The sequence below is a fragment of the Streptococcus sp. HMSC034B05 genome, from assembly GCF_001809055.1.
In the GTDB taxonomy this organism is placed as follows: Bacteria; Bacillota; Bacilli; order Lactobacillales; family Streptococcaceae; genus Streptococcus; species Streptococcus constellatus.
Genome location: NZ_KV795595.1, coordinates 41404 through 58774, shown reverse-complemented (window position 1 = coordinate 58774; position 17371 = coordinate 41404). Strand labels below are relative to the sequence as shown.

General features: G+C 38.2%; 19 protein-coding genes. 6 read left to right on the top strand and 13 right to left on the bottom strand.

Annotated features, from left to right (window positions below; all coding sequences use genetic code 11):
- Window positions 1-12 precede the first annotated feature (12 nt).
- The 13 genes from HMPREF2542_RS02900 to ruvB all read right to left on the bottom strand — a co-directional run bounded on the left by HMPREF2542_RS02900 (window position 13) and on the right by ruvB (window position 13605).
- Window positions 13-660 (bottom strand): DUF624 domain-containing protein, encoded by a 648-nt coding sequence (locus HMPREF2542_RS02900; protein WP_058670032.1) that lies wholly within the window; start codon window positions 658-660, stop codon window positions 13-15.
- 24 nt (window positions 661-684) lie between these two features.
- Entirely contained in the window at window positions 685-1137 is a 453-nt protein-coding gene (locus HMPREF2542_RS02895) for a NanQ anomerase/TabA/YiaL family protein (RefSeq protein WP_039677543.1), read from the bottom strand.
- A gap of 13 nt (window positions 1138-1150) precedes the next feature.
- Window positions 1151-1981, bottom strand: coding sequence for a carbohydrate ABC transporter permease (locus HMPREF2542_RS02890; protein WP_020997532.1), 831 nt, complete (start codon window positions 1979-1981; stop codon window positions 1151-1153).
- 16 nt (window positions 1982-1997) lie between these two features.
- Window positions 1998-2885 (bottom strand): carbohydrate ABC transporter permease, encoded by an 888-nt coding sequence (locus HMPREF2542_RS02885; RefSeq protein ID WP_037566036.1) that lies wholly within the window; start codon window positions 2883-2885, stop codon window positions 1998-2000.
- Between the two features lie 111 nt (window positions 2886-2996).
- On the bottom strand, window positions 2997-4322 hold the full coding sequence (locus HMPREF2542_RS02880; protein ID WP_070484298.1) for an ABC transporter substrate-binding protein: 1326 nt from the start codon (window positions 4320-4322) through the stop codon (window positions 2997-2999).
- 45 nt (window positions 4323-4367) lie between these two features.
- On the bottom strand, window positions 4368-5072 hold the full coding sequence (locus HMPREF2542_RS02875; protein WP_006269249.1) for an N-acetylmannosamine-6-phosphate 2-epimerase: 705 nt from the start codon (window positions 5070-5072) through the stop codon (window positions 4368-4370).
- 187 nt (window positions 5073-5259) lie between these two features.
- Window positions 5260-5850, bottom strand: a complete 591-nt coding sequence (locus HMPREF2542_RS02870; protein ID WP_006270418.1) for an HAD family hydrolase — start codon at window positions 5848-5850, stop codon at window positions 5260-5262.
- Between the two features lie 277 nt (window positions 5851-6127).
- Entirely contained in the window at window positions 6128-8779 is a 2652-nt protein-coding gene (gene adhE, locus HMPREF2542_RS02865) for a bifunctional acetaldehyde-CoA/alcohol dehydrogenase (protein ID WP_058670031.1), read from the bottom strand.
- A 359-nt stretch (window positions 8780-9138) separates the two neighbouring features.
- The gene (locus HMPREF2542_RS02860) at window positions 9139-10956 is read right to left on the bottom strand and encodes an acyltransferase family protein (protein ID WP_058670030.1); all 1818 of its coding nucleotides are present in this window, start codon (window positions 10954-10956) and stop codon (window positions 9139-9141) included.
- Complete coding sequence (locus HMPREF2542_RS02855; protein ID WP_006270404.1) at window positions 10946-11359, bottom strand: MORN repeat-containing protein; 414 nt, start codon at window positions 11357-11359, stop codon at window positions 10946-10948. The genes HMPREF2542_RS02860 and HMPREF2542_RS02855 overlap by 11 nt, the downstream gene beginning before the upstream one ends.
- A 7-nt stretch (window positions 11360-11366) precedes the next feature.
- A complete protein-coding gene (locus HMPREF2542_RS02850) occupies window positions 11367-11795 on the bottom strand; it encodes a low molecular weight protein-tyrosine-phosphatase (RefSeq protein WP_003027217.1) in 429 nt (142 codons plus the stop codon).
- Window positions 11796-12034: 239 nt separating this feature from the next.
- Window positions 12035-12601 carry a nucleotidyltransferase family protein gene (locus HMPREF2542_RS02845; RefSeq protein ID WP_049480814.1) on the bottom strand — a complete coding sequence of 189 codons (567 nt, stop codon included), beginning with the start codon at window positions 12599-12601 and terminating at the stop codon, window positions 12035-12037.
- Window positions 12602-12606: 5 nt separating this feature from the next.
- Window positions 12607-13605, bottom strand: coding sequence for a Holliday junction branch migration DNA helicase RuvB (gene ruvB / locus HMPREF2542_RS02840; RefSeq protein WP_058670029.1), 999 nt, complete (start codon window positions 13603-13605; stop codon window positions 12607-12609).
- A gap of 242 nt (window positions 13606-13847) precedes the next feature.
- On the opposite strand from ruvB, the gene HMPREF2542_RS02835 reads away from it, so the two are divergent.
- The 6 genes from HMPREF2542_RS02835 (at window position 13848) to HMPREF2542_RS02810 (ending at window position 17282) form a co-directional block, all read left to right on the top strand.
- The gene (locus tag HMPREF2542_RS02835) at window positions 13848-14063 is read left to right on the top strand and encodes an AbrB/MazE/SpoVT family DNA-binding domain-containing protein (RefSeq protein ID WP_006269106.1); all 216 of its coding nucleotides are present in this window, start codon (window positions 13848-13850) and stop codon (window positions 14061-14063) included.
- 1 nt (window position 14064) lies between these two features.
- A complete protein-coding gene (locus HMPREF2542_RS02830; RefSeq protein WP_186822129.1) occupies window positions 14065-14799 on the top strand; it encodes an ABC transporter ATP-binding protein in 735 nt (244 codons plus the stop codon).
- The gene (locus tag HMPREF2542_RS02825) at window positions 14799-15449 is read left to right on the top strand and encodes an ABC-2 transporter permease (RefSeq protein ID WP_058670403.1); all 651 of its coding nucleotides are present in this window, start codon (window positions 14799-14801) and stop codon (window positions 15447-15449) included. Before HMPREF2542_RS02830 ends, HMPREF2542_RS02825 begins: the two co-directional genes overlap by 1 nt.
- Before the next feature lie 112 nt (window positions 15450-15561).
- On the top strand, window positions 15562-16002 hold the full coding sequence (locus tag HMPREF2542_RS02820; RefSeq protein ID WP_058670402.1) for a hypothetical protein: 441 nt from the start codon (window positions 15562-15564) through the stop codon (window positions 16000-16002).
- Window positions 16002-16439, top strand: coding sequence for a GNAT family N-acetyltransferase (locus HMPREF2542_RS02815; protein WP_058670027.1), 438 nt, complete (start codon window positions 16002-16004; stop codon window positions 16437-16439). The genes HMPREF2542_RS02820 and HMPREF2542_RS02815 overlap by 1 nt, the downstream gene beginning before the upstream one ends.
- A 60-nt stretch (window positions 16440-16499) precedes the next feature.
- A complete protein-coding gene (locus HMPREF2542_RS02810) occupies window positions 16500-17282 on the top strand; it encodes an AAC(3) family N-acetyltransferase (RefSeq protein ID WP_058670026.1) in 783 nt (260 codons plus the stop codon).
- Window positions 17283-17371: the final 89 nt, after the last annotated feature.

Sequence of the window (17371 nt, the reverse complement as noted above, 5' to 3'; positions counted from 1 at the left end):
AGTTAATTGGTTTTATCGTTTATATTTATTAAAAATAGTTTCCATAATAGGCAATTGCAAAAATCCTAAGGCTGCAAAGCCAACTAATACAAAAAGAGTAAAGCCCAGTAGCAATACAAATCCTGAACTAGAGAGGAAAAAGACAATTACAGCTAATAAGGCTATCATCAAAAAGAACCACGGGAAATGCAAACTCACCATGATCAGTCCCGTTTGTAATAGATCTTTTACCGTCATTTCAAACTTAGCTGCCAAAGGATAGATGCATAAAAACAGCAAACTAGTAAAAATGATGACACCGATACAAGTTGCTTTTAGCATTTGAAACAGCATTGTTTCCTGCCTCCAAAAAAGCACGAGGTCAAATAGACTGATTCCTACAAGTAGCAGTTCTAGCAAACCAAGTTTTAAACCGACTTTCCAATTTTTTCTAAATGCTTGCATGTACATCGCTGTGACTTTTACGCGACGCGCATCCTTGATTTCAAACAAAGTTTCATACAAGCTAATTTTGGCAATACCAATCGTAACAAGTGGTAGACAAGACAGCAGAAAAAGAAGATTGACTGTCACTAAATCAAGAATTTTTTCACAAATTCTCATGAATAAATTATCCGTATTAAAAATAGATTTCACTAACTGAGAGCTTTTGTTCTCCATGCTCAATCTCCTTTATTTTTCTAGTTAGTCAAATAGCACTTTTACCACGCATTTCTTGACCGTCAACCCCTTGCCAGCAAAACCATTTGGGTGATGAGCTTCTTCTGGTAAAAACGCCACAAAATTCCGATGATCCAAAACTAGCGGATAGACTTGGTTGCAAGTGTTAAAACCAATATCTTTCTCTGCATCATAAACCTTGCGAAGTTCCGTTTGCTCATAGCCATACTGGATTATTTCTCGCCCTTCCAAGAGAAAATGCAAATCCAAATAACGATGATGAAATTCAAATTCATCATTCTCTTCTTGATTAAGCTCATTTTCCTGCACAAAGAAGAAAACTTTGTCTCCATTAATCTCATACCGTCCTAACTCATAATTGCTTAAATCGTGAGTTAGGAGATAATCAATGGCACAATCTAAATGATTATGGATACCTTTGTAATGGGCGAGATTTTCCAATTCATCGAAAATCATTCGTTCTCCCTCCTTATCCTTTCACAGCTCCCATGGTAATACCTTGTGTGAAGGATTTTTGGAAGACAAGAAAGACGGTTACAATCGGAACAGCTGCCATCGCAGCACCGGCCATAATCAAACCATAATTCGTTGCCATTTCAGCTTGCATCGTTGCCACTCCAAGTGAAATCGTTAGATTCTGCCGCGATGTCAGCATGACCAATTGCATAAAGTAATCATTCCATGTGTTGATAAAGGTAAAAATGGCAAGGGCAGCAAAACCTGGTTTTACAATTGGAAAAGCTACATTCCAAAAAGTCCGAATCTCACCACAGCCATCAATCTTAGCAGATTCCAACAATTCCGTTGGGATATTTTCACTAAATTGCTTCATGAGGAAAACCCCAAAAGGCCAACCGACAAGAGGCAAAATAACCGCAGCTAGTGTATCATGAATTCCCATAAAGTTGACAATACGGACCAAAGGAACCAGTACTACTTGTTTAGGCAGAGCCATAGCAGCGATAAAAGTTGCAAAAAGAATCCGCTGCCCATAGAAACGTTTTTTAGCCAGAACATAACCCGCTAAGGCAGAAGTAATGCAGACCAAAAACATGGTCGCTAGCGAGATAAAGACACTATTCCACATCCATTGCAGGGCTGGGTTTTGCACCATCAGCTGTTGGAAATTTTCTAATGTTGGCATCTTAGGCCACCATTGAGGTGGAATGACAATCGTGTCTGGCTGCGATTTGAAAGCCCCTGTTAAAATCCAATAGAAAGGAAAAACAAAGAGAACGGTCAACACCAAGAGAATAATCGTTGAAATTACCGTAAAGGCACTCATTTTTTTCTGTTTCATCTTGTCTCTCCTTTCTTTAATATTTGACGTCATTTCCAAGAATCTTGAATTGGGCAAAGCTAATCAAAGCAATCATGACAGCTAAAAATACTCCCATGGTATTAGCATAACCATATTCAGATAACTTGAAGGCTTTTTCATACAGGTAATACATCAATGTACTGGTTGAATAGTTTGGCCCTCCGGATGTCAACAGCTGAATCAAGGCAAAACATTGGAAGGAATTGATTGTTGTAATGATCGCAATATACAGAGTTGTTGGCAAAAGACTTGGCCATTTAATCTTCCAGAAAACTTGCAGCTCTGTCGCTCCGTCAACACGCGCAGCTTCTACCAATGAATTGTCAATATTTCCCATAGCAGCAATATAGAGAATAATAGGCTGCCCGACAGAAGTTGTCAGCAAAATCACAATAATCGCCATCAACGCCCAATGCTTATCACCCAGCCAAGAAATATTCTGATTGATGACATGACCCGACTTCAGGACGAAATTCAAAATCCCTGACAGTGGGTCGTAAATCCATTTCCATACAACCGTTACAGCTACACTCCCTGTTACCACCGGCAGGAAGAAGACGAACCGATAAAATGACCGTGCAATCGCATTCTGACTATAGGTTTGAGAAGCCACAAACAAAGAGAACAACACAACAATTGGTACCGAACCAATAACGATAATCACCGTATTAATGAGAGATTTGATAAAGACTGGATCTTTAAACATTCGTGAGTAATTGTCCAATCCAACGAATGAAAAGGAAGTCATAGAATAATTAAAGAAACTCGTTACAAATCCCATCACCATCGGTGCTAATACAAAGACAATAAAGAATAATAGAACTGGTGCCAAAAAAGCATAGGAAATCACCGTTTCTCTCATTCTTATTTTATTCACTTTCACATTCAACACCTCATTTAGCTAGAGGAGATACTGACCTCCTCTTTTTGATAAAAAATTCCCTTTTCCTATTTTATGAAACCAACAACAGAAAAAGGGAAATCGTTACATTATTTATTTTTTACTTTTTTTAATGGTTTCATTTGCTTTTTCTGTAAAGGTCTTCAAAGCAAATTCAACTTTTTCATCGCCATTTGAAACAGATTGCAACATTGGGAACCAGAGTGTTCTCATTTCTGCAAATCCATCAATCGTGTTGTAATATGGTGAATAATATTTTGTCCAAGTGCTGATTGTTTCCATCCGTTTGTCATTATACAATTTTCCAAATGAGGAACGGACTGGGAAGGCACCTGTACGAACAACATTTTTTGGCCCCCACTTTTTATCATCCGCAATAAATTTGACAAACTTTTTAGCAGCTTCTACTTTCTTTTTATCTTTATTGTTAAAGATACCAAAACCATTTACAAGGTATTCTAAAGCTGGTTTTCCGTTATCTGATGGGAATGGCACTTCCACAACTTCGACGCCACTGGCTTTCAAGAGTTTAGCTTGGATGCCTTTTTGCGCAGGTGCCCAAAGAACAGTATAAGAAGTTTGCCCATTCGCAAAGTTTTGAATATCTGCTCCACCATCGAATTGAGAGCCGTTTGTCATCAAACCATCTTTAATCCAGCTCACTGCTTTGTTCAAACCTTTGACAAAGTTTGGACTGTCCGTTGTATATTTTGTCACCTTATCATCTGTTACAGAACCACCATAAAGATTTGAAATGAAAGCACGTGTACCTTGGTCACCACCTTGACCATTACTGAAGAGTGAGCCAGGAGTATACCCTTTAGCTTTCAATGCTTTTAATACTTTTTCAAAGTCAGCAGTTGTCCAACCCTCTTTAACAAGGTCTAACACACCAGCTTCTTTCAGCATTTTCTTGTTCAATGCCATGTAAAATGGCGCAGAGCTAATTGGATACATATAAGCTTTGTCACCAGCTTTGCTGGCTTGAATGATTTGATTGTTATTGACATCTTTGACAAAATCATTTGTAAAGAGATCGTTCAATTCTGCCAATTTACCATTTTTACCATATTGAATGATCCGACCCGGTGCGTCAAAGAGGACATCTGGTGCTGTTCCTGCTTCAATCGCCGTTGTGATTTTTTCTGGACCAGATTTGAAATCAATTGTTTCTAGTTTCACTTTAATATCTGGATTGGCTTTTTCAAATGCTTTGATAATTTCTTTTTCATAAGTTCCAACACCATCGTTTGCTTTTTCTTGCGTGAAGACTGGGAAAGCCCACCAAGTAATCTCTGTCTTACCAGAAGAATTACCTGAATCAGCCGACTTGTTTGAACCACCTGAATTTCCACATGCTGCCAAAGATAAAATTGCAGCTCCTGCAACTAACGAACAAAGTATTTTCTTCATCCTCATATTGTTTCTCCTTTTATTGTCATCCTTTTTAGGATAAAATTGTTCCTACTTTTCACTTACTGCTGCAACAAAACGCTCTGTAATTTCTTTTGGACGCGTAATGGCACCACCTACTACAATTCCTCTAACACCTAAGTCATGAATCGTTTTAGCTTCACTTGGATAATGAATTTTTCCTTCCGCGATAACATCCAAACCTGCATCACATAAATTTTTTATCAGATCAAAATCCGGCCCCTCACATTGCAAACTATAAGAAGTGTAGCCCGACAAAGTTGTCCCTACAAAGTCCACACCCGCTTCTACCGCAGCAGCTCCCTCTTCAAAGGTACTCACATCTGCCATGAACAATTGATGAGGATATTTCTCCTTCACTTGCTTGATGAAATCCGCAATCTTTAAACCATCAAAACGCTCCCGCTTTGTACAATCAAAAGCAATCACTTCAATATCCAGAGCTGCTAGTTCATCAATTTCTCGCATCGTTGCGGTAATAAATGGCTCTTGAGGTGGATAATCTCGCTTGATAATACCAATAATGGGTAGTGAAGTGACCTCTTTAATTTCCTTAATATCCCGAACGCTATTCGCTCGAATACCAACAGCGCCTCCTTGTTCAGCCGCTTTCACTAAAAGAGGAATAACCCCACCTGCATCAGTATAAAGCGGTTCATGTGGCAGAGCTTGACAGGAAACAATGATGCCATCTTTTATTTTGGCAATCAGCTCGTCTTTTGTCATTTTTGCCATAGACAGCCTTCTCCTTTACTATTGTAGATCGATTTTTAAAGCGCTTTCAATCTCACAGTGCTATTATAGCTGTTTTTTAAAACGCTTTCAATAACATCCGATATTTAGGTTCTAATTTCTGATAATGCTCACTTTTCTCTTAAATCTTGAAAGTAGTTTCAAGAAAACGATACCCAAAGCATCACAATCATTCACTCTCCTTCAAGGTTTGTAGTATTGAGAAAATCTCAATCATATCTTTTGCGACCATGTCAGCTTGACTCTGGTCAACAGGCATCCTCTTTTCTTCATAAGCAATAATCTTTAACCCTGCACTCTTAGCAGCAGCAATACCACAAAAAGAATTCTCAATAGCTACAGCATTTCCCACATTTATATCCAATTTTTCTAAAATAACTTGATAAATCGCTGGATTAGGCTTGCTTTCCGCAAAATCTTCACCACTGACAATCAAGTCAAAATATTCTTTAATTCCACAAGAAGTCAGAACTTCTATAATATGTTGATATCTAAAAGACGATACAAGTGCTACTTTTATATGATTTTTCCTAGCATATAAGAGAATCTGCACGATAGCTTTCTGAAACAATTCTTGGTAGTTTACCTCTTGATATTTTTCTGCTGCAAACTTGTCTAGTTGATGATCGATTGTTTCCAAAGATAAACTTGTCTGGCTGAGCTGTTTAATACAACGATAAAGAGCCGTATAAGATTTTCCAACTAAAATCGAAAAATCTTGCTGAGACAACTCATTTGGACTTGAACTAAACAAGCACACAAATGCTTATTGTAATTGAAAATCTAGATATTCCGTATCCACAATGACACCGTCCATATCACATACCAATAATTGAAGCATGATTGTCCTCCTTTTTTCACAACTAGATTAAAGGAAAGCGCATATAATAGCAAGCGAAAGCAAAAATACTCCCCAATAGAAAAATCTCCCTGCTTTTACAGAGAGATTGTGACTGATAAACTGATTTATCTTTCAAAACCTGAATATATTGTCTACACAATTGACAAACGATTCAAATCAGAACAAACTTTACCGTCTATTTACGACGTCCTGGACGTTCTGCATAGCCATAGTAAGCGTCAGCCATGATTTCTTCCATATCAGCTACCATTGGCAAGCGTGGATTGGCTGGTGAACATTGGTCTTCATAAGCTAGAAGGGCAATTTCATGCAGACTATCATTCCAAACCTTTTCATCAATTCCTTGATCTTTGAAGTTCATCTTGATGCCGACTGCCACACCAAGATCATACACAGCTTTTGCATAAGCTTCAACTGCTTCTTCCGGAGTTGAGCATGGCAAACCAAGCATACGAGCAATGTCTTGGAATTTTTCATCAGCTTTCCAGTAATTGTATTTAGGCCATGTTGTAGTCTTAGATGGACGAGTTCCATTGTAACGGATAACATAAGGAAGTAAAATAGCATTTGTACGTCCGTGAATGGTGTGGTGAACAGCACCAATCTTATGCGCCATTGAGTGACTCATTCCAAGGAAGGCATTTGCAAAGGCCATACCAGCCATTGTAGAGGCATTATGCATCTTTTCGCGAGCTTCTGGGTCAGCTGTTTTTACAGATTTTTCCAAGTATTTAAAGACCAACTTAATAGTTTGAAGGGCAATACCATCTGTATAGTCATTAGCAAAGTTTGAAGTATAGGCTTCTGTAACGTGAGTTAGAACATCCATACCTGTATCTGCTGCGATAAATGCTGGAACAGATTCTACCAAAGCTGGGTCAACAATCGCAATGGTTGGCGTCAAAGCATAGTCAGCAAGTGGGTATTTACGATTGCTTGCTTTATCAGAGATAACAGCAAACGGTGTTACTTCTGAACCTGTACCAGATGTTGTTGGGATACCAATGTATTTCGCTTTCTTACCAAGTGATGGGAATTTGAAGGCACGTTTACGAATATCCATGAATTTTTGAACAAGATCGCTGAAGTCAACTTCTGGTTGTTCATAGAACATCCACATTCCTTTAGCCGCATCCATTGGAGAACCACCACCGAGTGCAATGATTGTATCTGGTTCAAATTCACGCATTGCTTCAGTACCGCGGCGGACTGTTGTGATGTCTGGATCTGGTTCAACATCTGAGAAGACTTGAATTGTCACTTTATTTGCACGGAGATTCAATTGATCAATCACACGTTGCACAAAGCCAAGTTTTTCGATAGATTTATCGGTAACAATCATAACACGTTCAATGCCTTCGCAAGTTTGAAGATATTGGATTGAGTTACGTTCGAAGTAGATTTTTGAAGGAATTTTAAACCATTGCATATTATTTCTACGTTTCCCTACTTTCTTGATGTTGAGAAGGTTGATAGCGGATACGTTATCACCAACTGAGTTACGTCCGTATGAACCACATCCAAGCGTTAATGACGGAATGAAGGCATTATATACATCCCCAATACCACCGAAAGTAGATGGAGAGTTCCAGATGATACGCATTGCTTTTATTTCCGTACCGAAACGTTTTGCAAGAGTTTCGTCTTTTGTATGGATAGCAGCTGAGTGACCAAGACCGTTGAATTCAACCATTTGACGTGCTTTCTTAAGTCCGTCTTCAGTGTCTTCAGATTTCAAGACTGCAATAACTGGTGATAATTTTTCACGAGTCAAAGGTTCTTTTTCACCAACCTCTTTACATTCTGCTGCAAGAATGTTGGTATCTTCTGGAACAGTGAACCCAGCTTGTTCTGCAATCCATGCAGCTGGTTTCCCTACAATATTCGCATTTAGTTTAGCACCAGCACAGTTTTTGCTGTTTGCTTTAGCGCCAAAGCAGAATTCTTCAAGAAGGGCTTTTTCTTTTTTGTTTACAAAATAAGTATGATATGATTTGAATTCTTCTACAAATTCATCATAGATTTCTTTATCAATGATAACTGCTTGTTCAGACGCGCAAACCATTCCGTTATCAAAAGATTTAGACATAACGATGTCATGTGCTGCTTGGCGGATATTAGCTGATTTTTCAACATAAGCTGGCACATTTCCAGCACCAACTCCAAGGGCTGGTTTTCCACATGAATAAGCAGCTTTTACCATAGCATTCCCACCAGTCGCAAGAATGGTTGCAATACCTTCATGATTCATCAAAGCTGTTGTAGCTTCCATAGATGGTTGAGTAATCCATTGCACGCAGTTTTCAGGTGCTCCTGCTGCAATCGCTGCATCACGAACGATTTGTGCTGCATGAGCAGAAGATTCTTGAGCAGATGGGTGGAAAGCAAACACAATTGGATTGCGTGTTTTCAATGAAATCAAAGATTTAAAAATCGCAGTTGAAGTTGGGTTGGTTGTAGGAGTTACACCACAGATAACACCAACTGGTTCAGCAATTTTAGTCAAACCTGTAATTGGATCATCTTCAATAACACCAACAGTTTTAACACCACGCATATTGTTAACAACATGCTCACAGGCAAAGAGGTTCTTCGTTGCTTTGTCTTCAAAGACACCGCGACCCGTTTCTTTAACAGCATGCTCAGCTAAGATACCGTGCGCATCAAGAGCAGCAACTGAAGCTTTTGCAACAATGTAGTCTACTTGTTCTTGATTTAATTTTCTCATTTCTTCTAGAGCAATTAGCCCTTTTTGAACAAGTTCGTCAACATGCTTTTCAGCAGCTAACTTTTTTTCTTCGGGAGTTAATGTTTTTTTATCAGCCATGTGTTCCTCCAATGGTTCTCAGGATTTTTAAAAATCCTTTGTTAATTTTTTCACAAGATTATTATACCTTATTTTCTTTCTCTTGTAAACACTTTCAAGTAAACTTCACAAACTTTTTCTTTTATATTGTGAATTTGTTTCAAAACATGTATTTTCTACTGTGTTCTAAAGCACTGTTTGTGAATTTCAAAACACAAAAAATATATTTCACATACTTGAGCCAAGGTTTTATAGGCGAAAAGATTGTATCAAAGAGCCTTTTTGCTGCCTTATTTACTCCGCTCACATGACACTCACTTCTTACGCTACACAAAAGCCATGAATCGCAATGCAATCCATGACTCCTAATTTATTTACTATTATTTCTTAACAGTTCCTTTTTTCGTTGCCTCCTCAATCGTTTGTTTGACGGTTTGAGCATAAAGTTCTCCACCCTTGGTGATTGTAGTCGACTCTGAACCAAAGTGTACGTAGTCTGTGCCGTACCAAATTTCAGGATGTTCGATAGCTACCTGATACCAATCTGCTACAAAGACATAATCGTATTTTTTAGCCAATTCCAATTCATACTGACGTGTTTTTACAGCGATACTGGTCCCATCATGCGCTGTGCGTCCGTCATAAGGCGTTACCAAGATTAAGCGATGACCTTTCGGTAATTTTGCAATAAATTGATTGAGCAGACTTTCATAGTTGTCAACAGTATTAGCGCCCAACGCTAGCACAACATTTTCCAGAAGTACTTTATTGGAAATATCTGTTTGATAAACCTCCAATCCTGATGCTAAATTACGGCTAACAGCTGCATCTACTTGAGCCTCTGGCATAGCTTGTTTGAGCCATTCACTTGCCCGTAAAGCAACAGAATCTCCGATAACAGTTGTTCCTTTCGTAACATTGTATTGGCTGGCTGTCGCATGATCAACTTGTGTACGAGTGATTTGCATTTTATTATCAGCTTGATTGAGTCCATTGACCAATAAATTTTCTTCAAAGGCACCGATTTTGGGAGCAGTCATCATAATGATCAATGTTATCAAGGTAAAAGGAATCAAACTATAAAATACAGGTATTGTGATCTGCTTAATATTCATTTTCAAGCCAAATACTTTGGGCTCTTTACCTGCTAATGTTGGCTCCAAAAGGTAAAAAGAGCCGGCAGCGAAAGCAAAGGAGAGAATGGTTGTCAAAAGCACAGCTAAACCATTGCCCATCAATTGAGAGAAAATGATATAGAATGGCCAATGGAACAAATAGACACCGTAGCTCGTATCTGCAATGAAAGTGATAATCGGTGGCTCATCAACATGTGGCGTCTTCTCATGGAGCACACGTGTTGCTAAAATCATCACTACTGAAAATACCGTTGCAAGAAGAAAACCAAACAGATAAGTCAATAAATTGTCAAACCTCAGAAGAAAAGTCAACAGTAGCAAAGCTACAAAACTTCCACCAAGTAGATAAAAGGTTTTTTTCAAATCAAGCGCTTGCTCTATTTTACGGAAAGGTGCTCCCAAGTCGCTCACACCTGAAACCGTAGCTAGAACACTTCCTACAAAAAATGGGAAGATATGAGTAAAACTCGAAAAGTAAATCACAGAAAAGTTTGAAGAGAAAAAACCTCTGACAAACATAGAAAGAAAACTAATGAAGAACAAAGCAGACGAAACAAGAAAGATGACACCACGAAATTGTCCAACATTCTTACTTTTCTTTGCTAAATACCATGTTGCCAACCCCCATAAAATATAGTAGTGCATTTCCAAAGCCAAGCTCCAAGTGTGCACAAAAAGGTGCGGGATAAATCGGCTTTCGTAATTTCCACCGGACAAGATTTCATAGAAATTGGTCATAAAGCCGAATGCAGCAGCGATTTGCGTTCCAATCCCCGCCACAAAATCTCTCCGAATTAAAAGCGTGAAAGGCATAACAACCAAAATCATTAGCACAAGCGGCGGCACAATCCGATAAAATCGCCGTCTCAGAAATCCTTTGATGTCAATTCCCTTGTTTCTGGCAAATTCATCAATCAAGAGAGATGTAATCAAAAAGCCTGAGAAAGTGAAGAAAATATCCACACCAATAAAACCGCCAGGAAAAGCTTTCTGGAAGAAATGGTAGAGCAGGACTAGAAGTAACCCTGTAATCCTCACTAATGAAAACCATTTAACGCGCATTTTGATAAATCCCCTGTTTAAACTTTCCCTTGTAGACAACATTGTCCTCTGTCGTCAATTTTCCTTGACCATCTGCTTGACCATTTACAAAATTTCCTTCATACTTCCAGCCAGCTTTAGCGGTAAAAGTTCCTTGCCCATTAAACATTCCATTTTTAAAATGCCCTTTATAGACATCGCCATTTTTAAAAGTCAAGGTTCCTTGTCCACTCATTTTCCCACGAACAAGGCTACCATTGTACTTGATTGCTCCTTTATCCAACGTCAAAGCCCCTTGACTTGGAATCCCTGATGTAAAGGCAACAATCGCTGATATGACAATAACTGTTACTGTTAGCAACTCTAAATTATGCCTTGTAAGATAAATTTTATATTTTTCGTAAAATGCTTTTAGTGTATCCATTTTTTACTTAATCTTCGTTCTTCATCTGCTCCAGCCACTTTTGACAACCTTCCAATACAAGCTGATAGGTTTCATCAAAATCTCCTGTGTACCACGGATCTGGCACACTTTTCTCTTCAAATTGGAAAATTTTACTAGCATATTGCTTTGGCGCCATTTTCTTTAAATCCTGAAGATTGGATTGGTCCATTCCGATAATATAATCAAAACGTTCAAAGTCCTGTATTGATATTTGCTGCGAAGTCTTACCTTTATCATAAGGAATGGCATATTTCCTGAAAATTGCCTGCGTTCCAGAGTGAATTGGATTCCCATGTTCCCAATCCGAAGTCGCACGACTTTCAACATAAACTTCATCTGTCAAATCTTTCATCACAAATTCTGCCATTGGACTGCGACAGATATTTCCCAGGCAAACAAACACAATTTTTTTCATAGCATAGACCTCTTTACTATTATAACAAAATCTATAAAAATAGGGATTTTAACCCTTGAGATTTTTTCAATTCTTTATAAATCTCAAAAAAGCCGCCGATTGGGCGACTCTTATAGGGAGATTATTATGAAAAAGAAAAGTTTTTAGGAGTTCAAGTTAAGCTTCTCTCAACTTGTGATTATAGTATAACGATGCTGACTTAAATTTTTCTTAAAGATTTTTCTTTTTTCTAAAAAATTTTAAAGAAATTCAATTTGAAGATTGTTCCACTTCTTCTGCCAATCTTTTTTCTGTATTCTCATGTTATAGAGCTGCCTCCTGTCTGCATCTTCTAGGAAATGCGGAGTGGATGCAATTCGGAACTCTAGAATATCGTCTAAACCATAAGGAGCAAACAATTCCAACTGGTCGTTGTCCAATAAGCGAAGCCCAATTGCTGTACAGCGTTCTGGGTATTTGCTCATAGCATCTCTAGAATCTCGATAAGGTTCTGTATTAGGATTGTGAATATGCATATAAACCTGATTTTTCAGTTCCCAGTTATAGTTTGGATGGTTTTCTTTCAGTTTTGTCTCGATTTTAAGGGTTTCTTCATAAGAAATAGCTGGATCAAAGAAAATTACATCAACGTCTGTCTCTTTATCAAATCCCGGTTGATTTGACAAATAATTCCAGATAAAATTTCGTACACTGCCAGCAGCCAACCAACTATCTTTTAGCTGCAAACTGCGAATCATTGTTAAAATCGTCATCAAATCTTTATCTGCAGTAAATTGATTTAAAATATCCTGCTCTGCTATTTTCATAAATCCTACTTTTCAAAATACTCATAACCTAGATGTTCATAAGCCTTGCGGGTCGCCACGCGCCCTGTTCTCGTCCGCATGACAAAGCCTTTTTGGATCAGATAAGGCTCATACATATCTTCAACTGTTTCTCGTTCTTCAGCGATATTAACCGAAAGAGTTCCCAGACCAACCGGACCACCACCATAAACCTCAATCATGGTTTTAAGAATCTTCTGATCTACATAATCCAGCCCTTCTTGATCCACGTCCAGCATTGATAAAGCCTGATCAGTGATACGAGCATCAATCAAACCATCTCCCATGATTTGAGCAAAATCTCGTACGCGTTTAAGAAGCCGATTGGCAATCCGAGGCGTGCCTCGGCTACGCAGTGCTAATTCTTCAGCTGCTTCATGAGTGATGTCCATTTCAAAGATTTCTGCCGTTCGCTCCACAATCTCGGTCAAATCTGCTTCTGCATAATATTCCATGTGACCAGTAATCCCGAAACGTGCGCGTAGAGGATTTGACAGCATACCTGCCCGCGTCGTTGCTCCAATCAAAGTAAACGGCGGCAAATCCAAGTGGACACTGCGACTGGTCTCGCCAGAGCCAATCATAATATCAATGTAAAAGTCCTCCATAGCGCTATAGAGCACCTCTTCAACAGACATAGGCAAGCGGTGAATTTCATCAATAAAGAGGACATCTCCCGGATCTAGGTCATTTAAAATCGCTACCAAATCACCTGCTTTTTCGATGACTGGACCAGAAGTTTGCTTGAGATTGACTCCTAGTTCATTGGCAATAACAAAGGCCATAGTGGTCTTCCCTAGTCCCGGAGGTCCGAAAAGCAAGGTGTGATCTAGCGCCTCATCTCGCAACTTAGCTGCCTCGATAAAAATCTTTAATTGATTTTTGACCTTATCTTGCCCAATATATTCTTGCAAATACTGGGGACGAAGCGTGCGTTCTACTAACTCTTCGTCTCCCATCAATTCATTATCTAAAATTCTACTCATAACTATTATTATAACAAAAACATCATCAAATCCCAATTATCCGCATAAACACTGGAAACAGTATTCCCTATCAAGAATAAAACCAATCAAATTACTACGAGTTTACTATCTATAAATGAGTTTAAGTATATTGGTGTGGCAGTAGTATGATTTATGATATGACATAAAAGTTTGTTATTTTAAGATTATGTGGTATAATTAGTTATACAAATCATACTAAACATACTTAAGAGGAGACGAGCATGGCGAAAACACCAAAAGGAAAATATGCATGGACAGCTACAGTTGGGGAAAAAGGTCAGATAGTAATACCGAAGCAGGCACGAGAGGTATTTAATATCAAGCCTGGTGATACGCTTCTGCTTCTTGGCGATGAAAAACGAGGTATCGCTATACCGCCTAAAGGAGCATTCGCGCACTTGATGGAAGTGGCTTTTGAAGAGAAAGAAGATGAATAATATGGGATATATTCTGGAAATAAATAATCTGACAAAAAAATATCCGGCTTTTGAATTAAAACCTGTTAGTTTTCATATTGAAGCCGGTGAAGTTATGGGATTTATAGGTAGAAACGGTGCAGGTAAAACGACAACTCTGAAATCGATTCTAAATCTTGTCCATCCTGATGCAGGCAGTGTTCGTATTCTTGGAATGGACTATCTGGATAATGAGGATAAAATTAAACAGCAGATTGGGTATGCAGTAGGTGGAATCAATTATTATAAAAGAGAAAAGCTAAAGGATATTGTAGCTATTACTCGTATTTTTTATGAAAATTGGGATAATGAGACTTACCGTCATTATCTTGATGCATTTAAACTTGATGAAAATAAGAGGATTATGGAACTGTCTGAGGGGATGAAAGTAAAATTCTATCTGACCTTGGCTCTTTCTCATCACGCAAAGCTTTTAATCTTGGATGAGCCGACCAGTGGACTTGACCCCGTATCCAGAGATGAGATGAATGAGATTTTCCGAAAACTGGCTGAAAAAGGGGTAGCAATCTTATTTTCTACCCATATTACCAGTGATTTGGAGAAATGTGCAGATACGATCACCTACATCAAAAATGGAGAATTGCTTTTATCTGCGAAAAAAGAAGACTTTATCCACCATTACACGGAGGAAATAGGTGGTGCACCAACACTTGAAGATATTATGGTGCATATCGAAAGAGAAGAGGTGAATCTATGATGAAAAAACTTCTTTATAAGGAAATGAAACTGTCAGCAAATCCTTTGAGCTATTGGTTTATAGCTTTTTCAACTATGACGATGATTCCAGGATACCCTATTCTTGTCGGTTCCTTTTTTATCTGTCTTGGCATTTTCTATACCTACCAGCAAGTTCGGGAATACGATGATATTACCTACACGGTTATGCTGCCGGTAAGGAAAAAAGATGTGGTTTCAGCTAAGTATCTATTTGTTTTGTTCATCGAATTGATGGCTTTTGTCTTATGCGCATTGCTAACGATTATTAGGATGAAATTTCTAGGTAATGCCGCCCCGTATGTGACAAATCCATTGATGAATGCAAATGCGGCTTATCTTGGCTATTTATTAGCTGTATTCGCGTCCTTTAATGGTATTTTTTTAGCAGGATTTTTTAAGACGGCTTACAAGATTGGGAAGCCTTTCATCTTATTCTGCGTAGTCGGATCTATCATAATATTCATGGGAGAAGTGTTACATCACATTCCCGGCTTGGAAAGCCTAAATGATCCTGCAAATTTAAGCATACTGCAGGTTGCCATATTGGCGATTGGTATCACCGTGTTTATGTTATGTACATGGCTTTTCTATCAAAAAGCTGTGAAAGATTTTGAAGAAATTAATTTGTAAATTAGAGTATATTAGTTAAACATTCTTTGCTGATGAAATCAGGGCAAAAAATGATAGACTCATGTAGGCTCATATAGATAAAATTGAAATTCTGAGAGGTTGTGAAATGAACATGTGTAAGGAATGTTATGTTGATCAAAATAGAATAACGCCACTTTTAAATCCTTTGGATTGTTTAACGAATCATACACAGTATATTTGTGGTACATGCGGTAGGTGCATTTGTATTGAATACGATCCAAATCGCGGGTTGCAACGATGGAATTTTCCTTTTAAGTCATTAGAAATTGCAAAGCTGTATTTGAGAACTGCCGATTATACAGAAAAAAAGCCATGTGGTATTTATGAATTGAAAAGTGAGAATGGTAGAATTTCCTATAAAATTTTTGCAAGCAATGAAGAATTGAAATTATATCTAAAAAAGAATAAAGGAAAAACTTGTGAAAAAATGGCGTCTGTTTTTTCAGTTGAAGAATATCAGGAATTTCCCAATACACAGGTGAGAAAATTGACTGCTGAAGAAGTGGAAACCTACATGAAGGAGAGATGCTGATGATACGAGAAGCTGTTAGAGAAGATTTATATGACTTGTTGAACCTATATCTGTCCTTGCATGAAAAAGAGATTCCGAAAGATATTGATGCTTTGGAGAGTACATGGAATGCAATCATGGAAGATAAAAATCACCATATTATTGTAAAAGAGATAAATGGTCAGATCCTTTCATCCTGCATTTGTATCATCATTCCGAATCTAACCAGAAATATACGTCCATATGCCCTTATTGAGAATGTGGTGACACATGAAGAACATAGAGGAAAAGGATATGCGACAGAATGTCTCTATTATGCTAGGGAAATAGCGATAGAAAACAATTGCTATAAAATAATGCTTTTGACGGGTACAAAGAACAAAAGTACATTAACTTTTTATAAGAATGCCGGCTATAATGCCGAAGATAAAAGAGCATTTATACAATGGATTGAGTAAAATAAATGCCGGACTGTCGGATGAATTTAGGATAAATTTTGCTCACAAGAGGAAAGAATTATGAGAACAGTAGATAAAAATGATATCGTAGCGGACCTGACACAACTGGGCCTGAAACAAGGGGATGTTGTCATTGTCCATACATCGTTAAAAAGTATTGGATATGTATGTGGCGGAGCACAGGCTGTGATAGAAGCTCTAATTGAAGTCGTTACTTCTGAAGGTACCATTGTGATGCCGACACAGTCATGGAAAAATTTAGATCCGGAAACAGGTGTGCACTGGAATGCAGACGAGTCAGACTGGGATAAAATTAGAGAGAATTGGCCAGCATATGATAAACAGATAACGCCAACAAATACAATGGGAGCTGTTGCAGAAATGTTCCGTCAATGGCCGGGGAGCATCAGAACAGATCATCCAGCAAGATCAATTTGTGCATGGGGAAAACAAGCTGAATATATTACAGCGGAACACACCCTTTCAAATATATTTGGGGAGGGATCACCTATCGCAAAACTCTATGAACTTGACGCAAAAGTACTGTTATTAGGGGTTGGATATGATAAAAACACCTCCATACACTTAGCAGATGTCCGTGCAGAGTATCCTGGGAAACATGACTGTATTGAACACAGTGCCATACTTCAAGATGGTGTTCGGATATGGAAAGCGTATAATACCTTATTTGTTGACGGAGAAGATTTTGAGGACATAGGAATCGCGTTTGAGGAAAAGGGTCTTGCAAATATAGGGAAAATCGGCAATGCTGATTCTAGACTGATGCAACAGCGTAATCTAGTAGATTTTTCCGTTTCCTGGATTGAAAAGCATCGTAAATAGGTTGAATTTAATCATTGTGAAGGAAACGGTAAACTGGCTAAACTTTAGCAAAAATAAGTCGATAATTCTAAGTTTAACAGATAAACTTA

What these genes read in the sequence shown, in the direction of transcription:
- HMPREF2542_RS02875 (WP_006269249.1), bottom strand. Translation starts at nt 5,072, where the DNA reads ATGGCAAAAATGACAAAAGACGAGCTGATTGCCAAAATAAAAGATGGC.
- HMPREF2542_RS02890 (WP_020997532.1), bottom strand. Translation starts at nt 1,981, where the DNA reads ATGAAACAGAAAAAAATGAGTGCCTTTACGGTAATTTCAACGATTATT.
- adhE (WP_058670031.1), bottom strand. Translation starts at nt 8,779, where the DNA reads ATGGCTGATAAAAAAACATTAACTCCCGAAGAAAAAAAGTTAGCTGCT.
- HMPREF2542_RS02815 (WP_058670027.1), top strand. Translation starts at nt 16,002, where the DNA reads ATGATACGAGAAGCTGTTAGAGAAGATTTATATGACTTGTTGAACCTA.
- HMPREF2542_RS02835 (WP_006269106.1), top strand. Translation starts at nt 13,848, where the DNA reads ATGGCGAAAACACCAAAAGGAAAATATGCATGGACAGCTACAGTTGGG.
- HMPREF2542_RS02895 (WP_039677543.1), bottom strand. Translation starts at nt 1,137, where the DNA reads ATGATTTTCGATGAATTGGAAAATCTCGCCCATTACAAAGGTATCCAT.
- HMPREF2542_RS02825 (WP_058670403.1), top strand. Translation starts at nt 14,799, where the DNA reads ATGAAAAAACTTCTTTATAAGGAAATGAAACTGTCAGCAAATCCTTTG.
- HMPREF2542_RS02830 (WP_186822129.1), top strand. Translation starts at nt 14,065, where the DNA reads ATGGGATATATTCTGGAAATAAATAATCTGACAAAAAAATATCCGGCT.
- ruvB (WP_058670029.1), bottom strand. Translation starts at nt 13,605, where the DNA reads ATGAGTAGAATTTTAGATAATGAATTGATGGGAGACGAAGAGTTAGTA.
- HMPREF2542_RS02820 (WP_058670402.1), top strand. Translation starts at nt 15,562, where the DNA reads ATGTGTAAGGAATGTTATGTTGATCAAAATAGAATAACGCCACTTTTA.
- HMPREF2542_RS02880 (WP_070484298.1), bottom strand. Translation starts at nt 4,322, where the DNA reads ATGAGGATGAAGAAAATACTTTGTTCGTTAGTTGCAGGAGCTGCAATT.
- HMPREF2542_RS02860 (WP_058670030.1), bottom strand. Translation starts at nt 10,956, where the DNA reads ATGCGCGTTAAATGGTTTTCATTAGTGAGGATTACAGGGTTACTTCTA.
- HMPREF2542_RS02900 (WP_058670032.1), bottom strand. Translation starts at nt 660, where the DNA reads ATGGAGAACAAAAGCTCTCAGTTAGTGAAATCTATTTTTAATACGGAT.
- HMPREF2542_RS02810 (WP_058670026.1), top strand. Translation starts at nt 16,500, where the DNA reads ATGAGAACAGTAGATAAAAATGATATCGTAGCGGACCTGACACAACTG.
- HMPREF2542_RS02845 (WP_049480814.1), bottom strand. Translation starts at nt 12,601, where the DNA reads ATGAAAATAGCAGAGCAGGATATTTTAAATCAATTTACTGCAGATAAA.
- HMPREF2542_RS02850 (WP_003027217.1), bottom strand. Translation starts at nt 11,795, where the DNA reads ATGAAAAAAATTGTGTTTGTTTGCCTGGGAAATATCTGTCGCAGTCCA.
- HMPREF2542_RS02855 (WP_006270404.1), bottom strand. Translation starts at nt 11,359, where the DNA reads ATGGATACACTAAAAGCATTTTACGAAAAATATAAAATTTATCTTACA.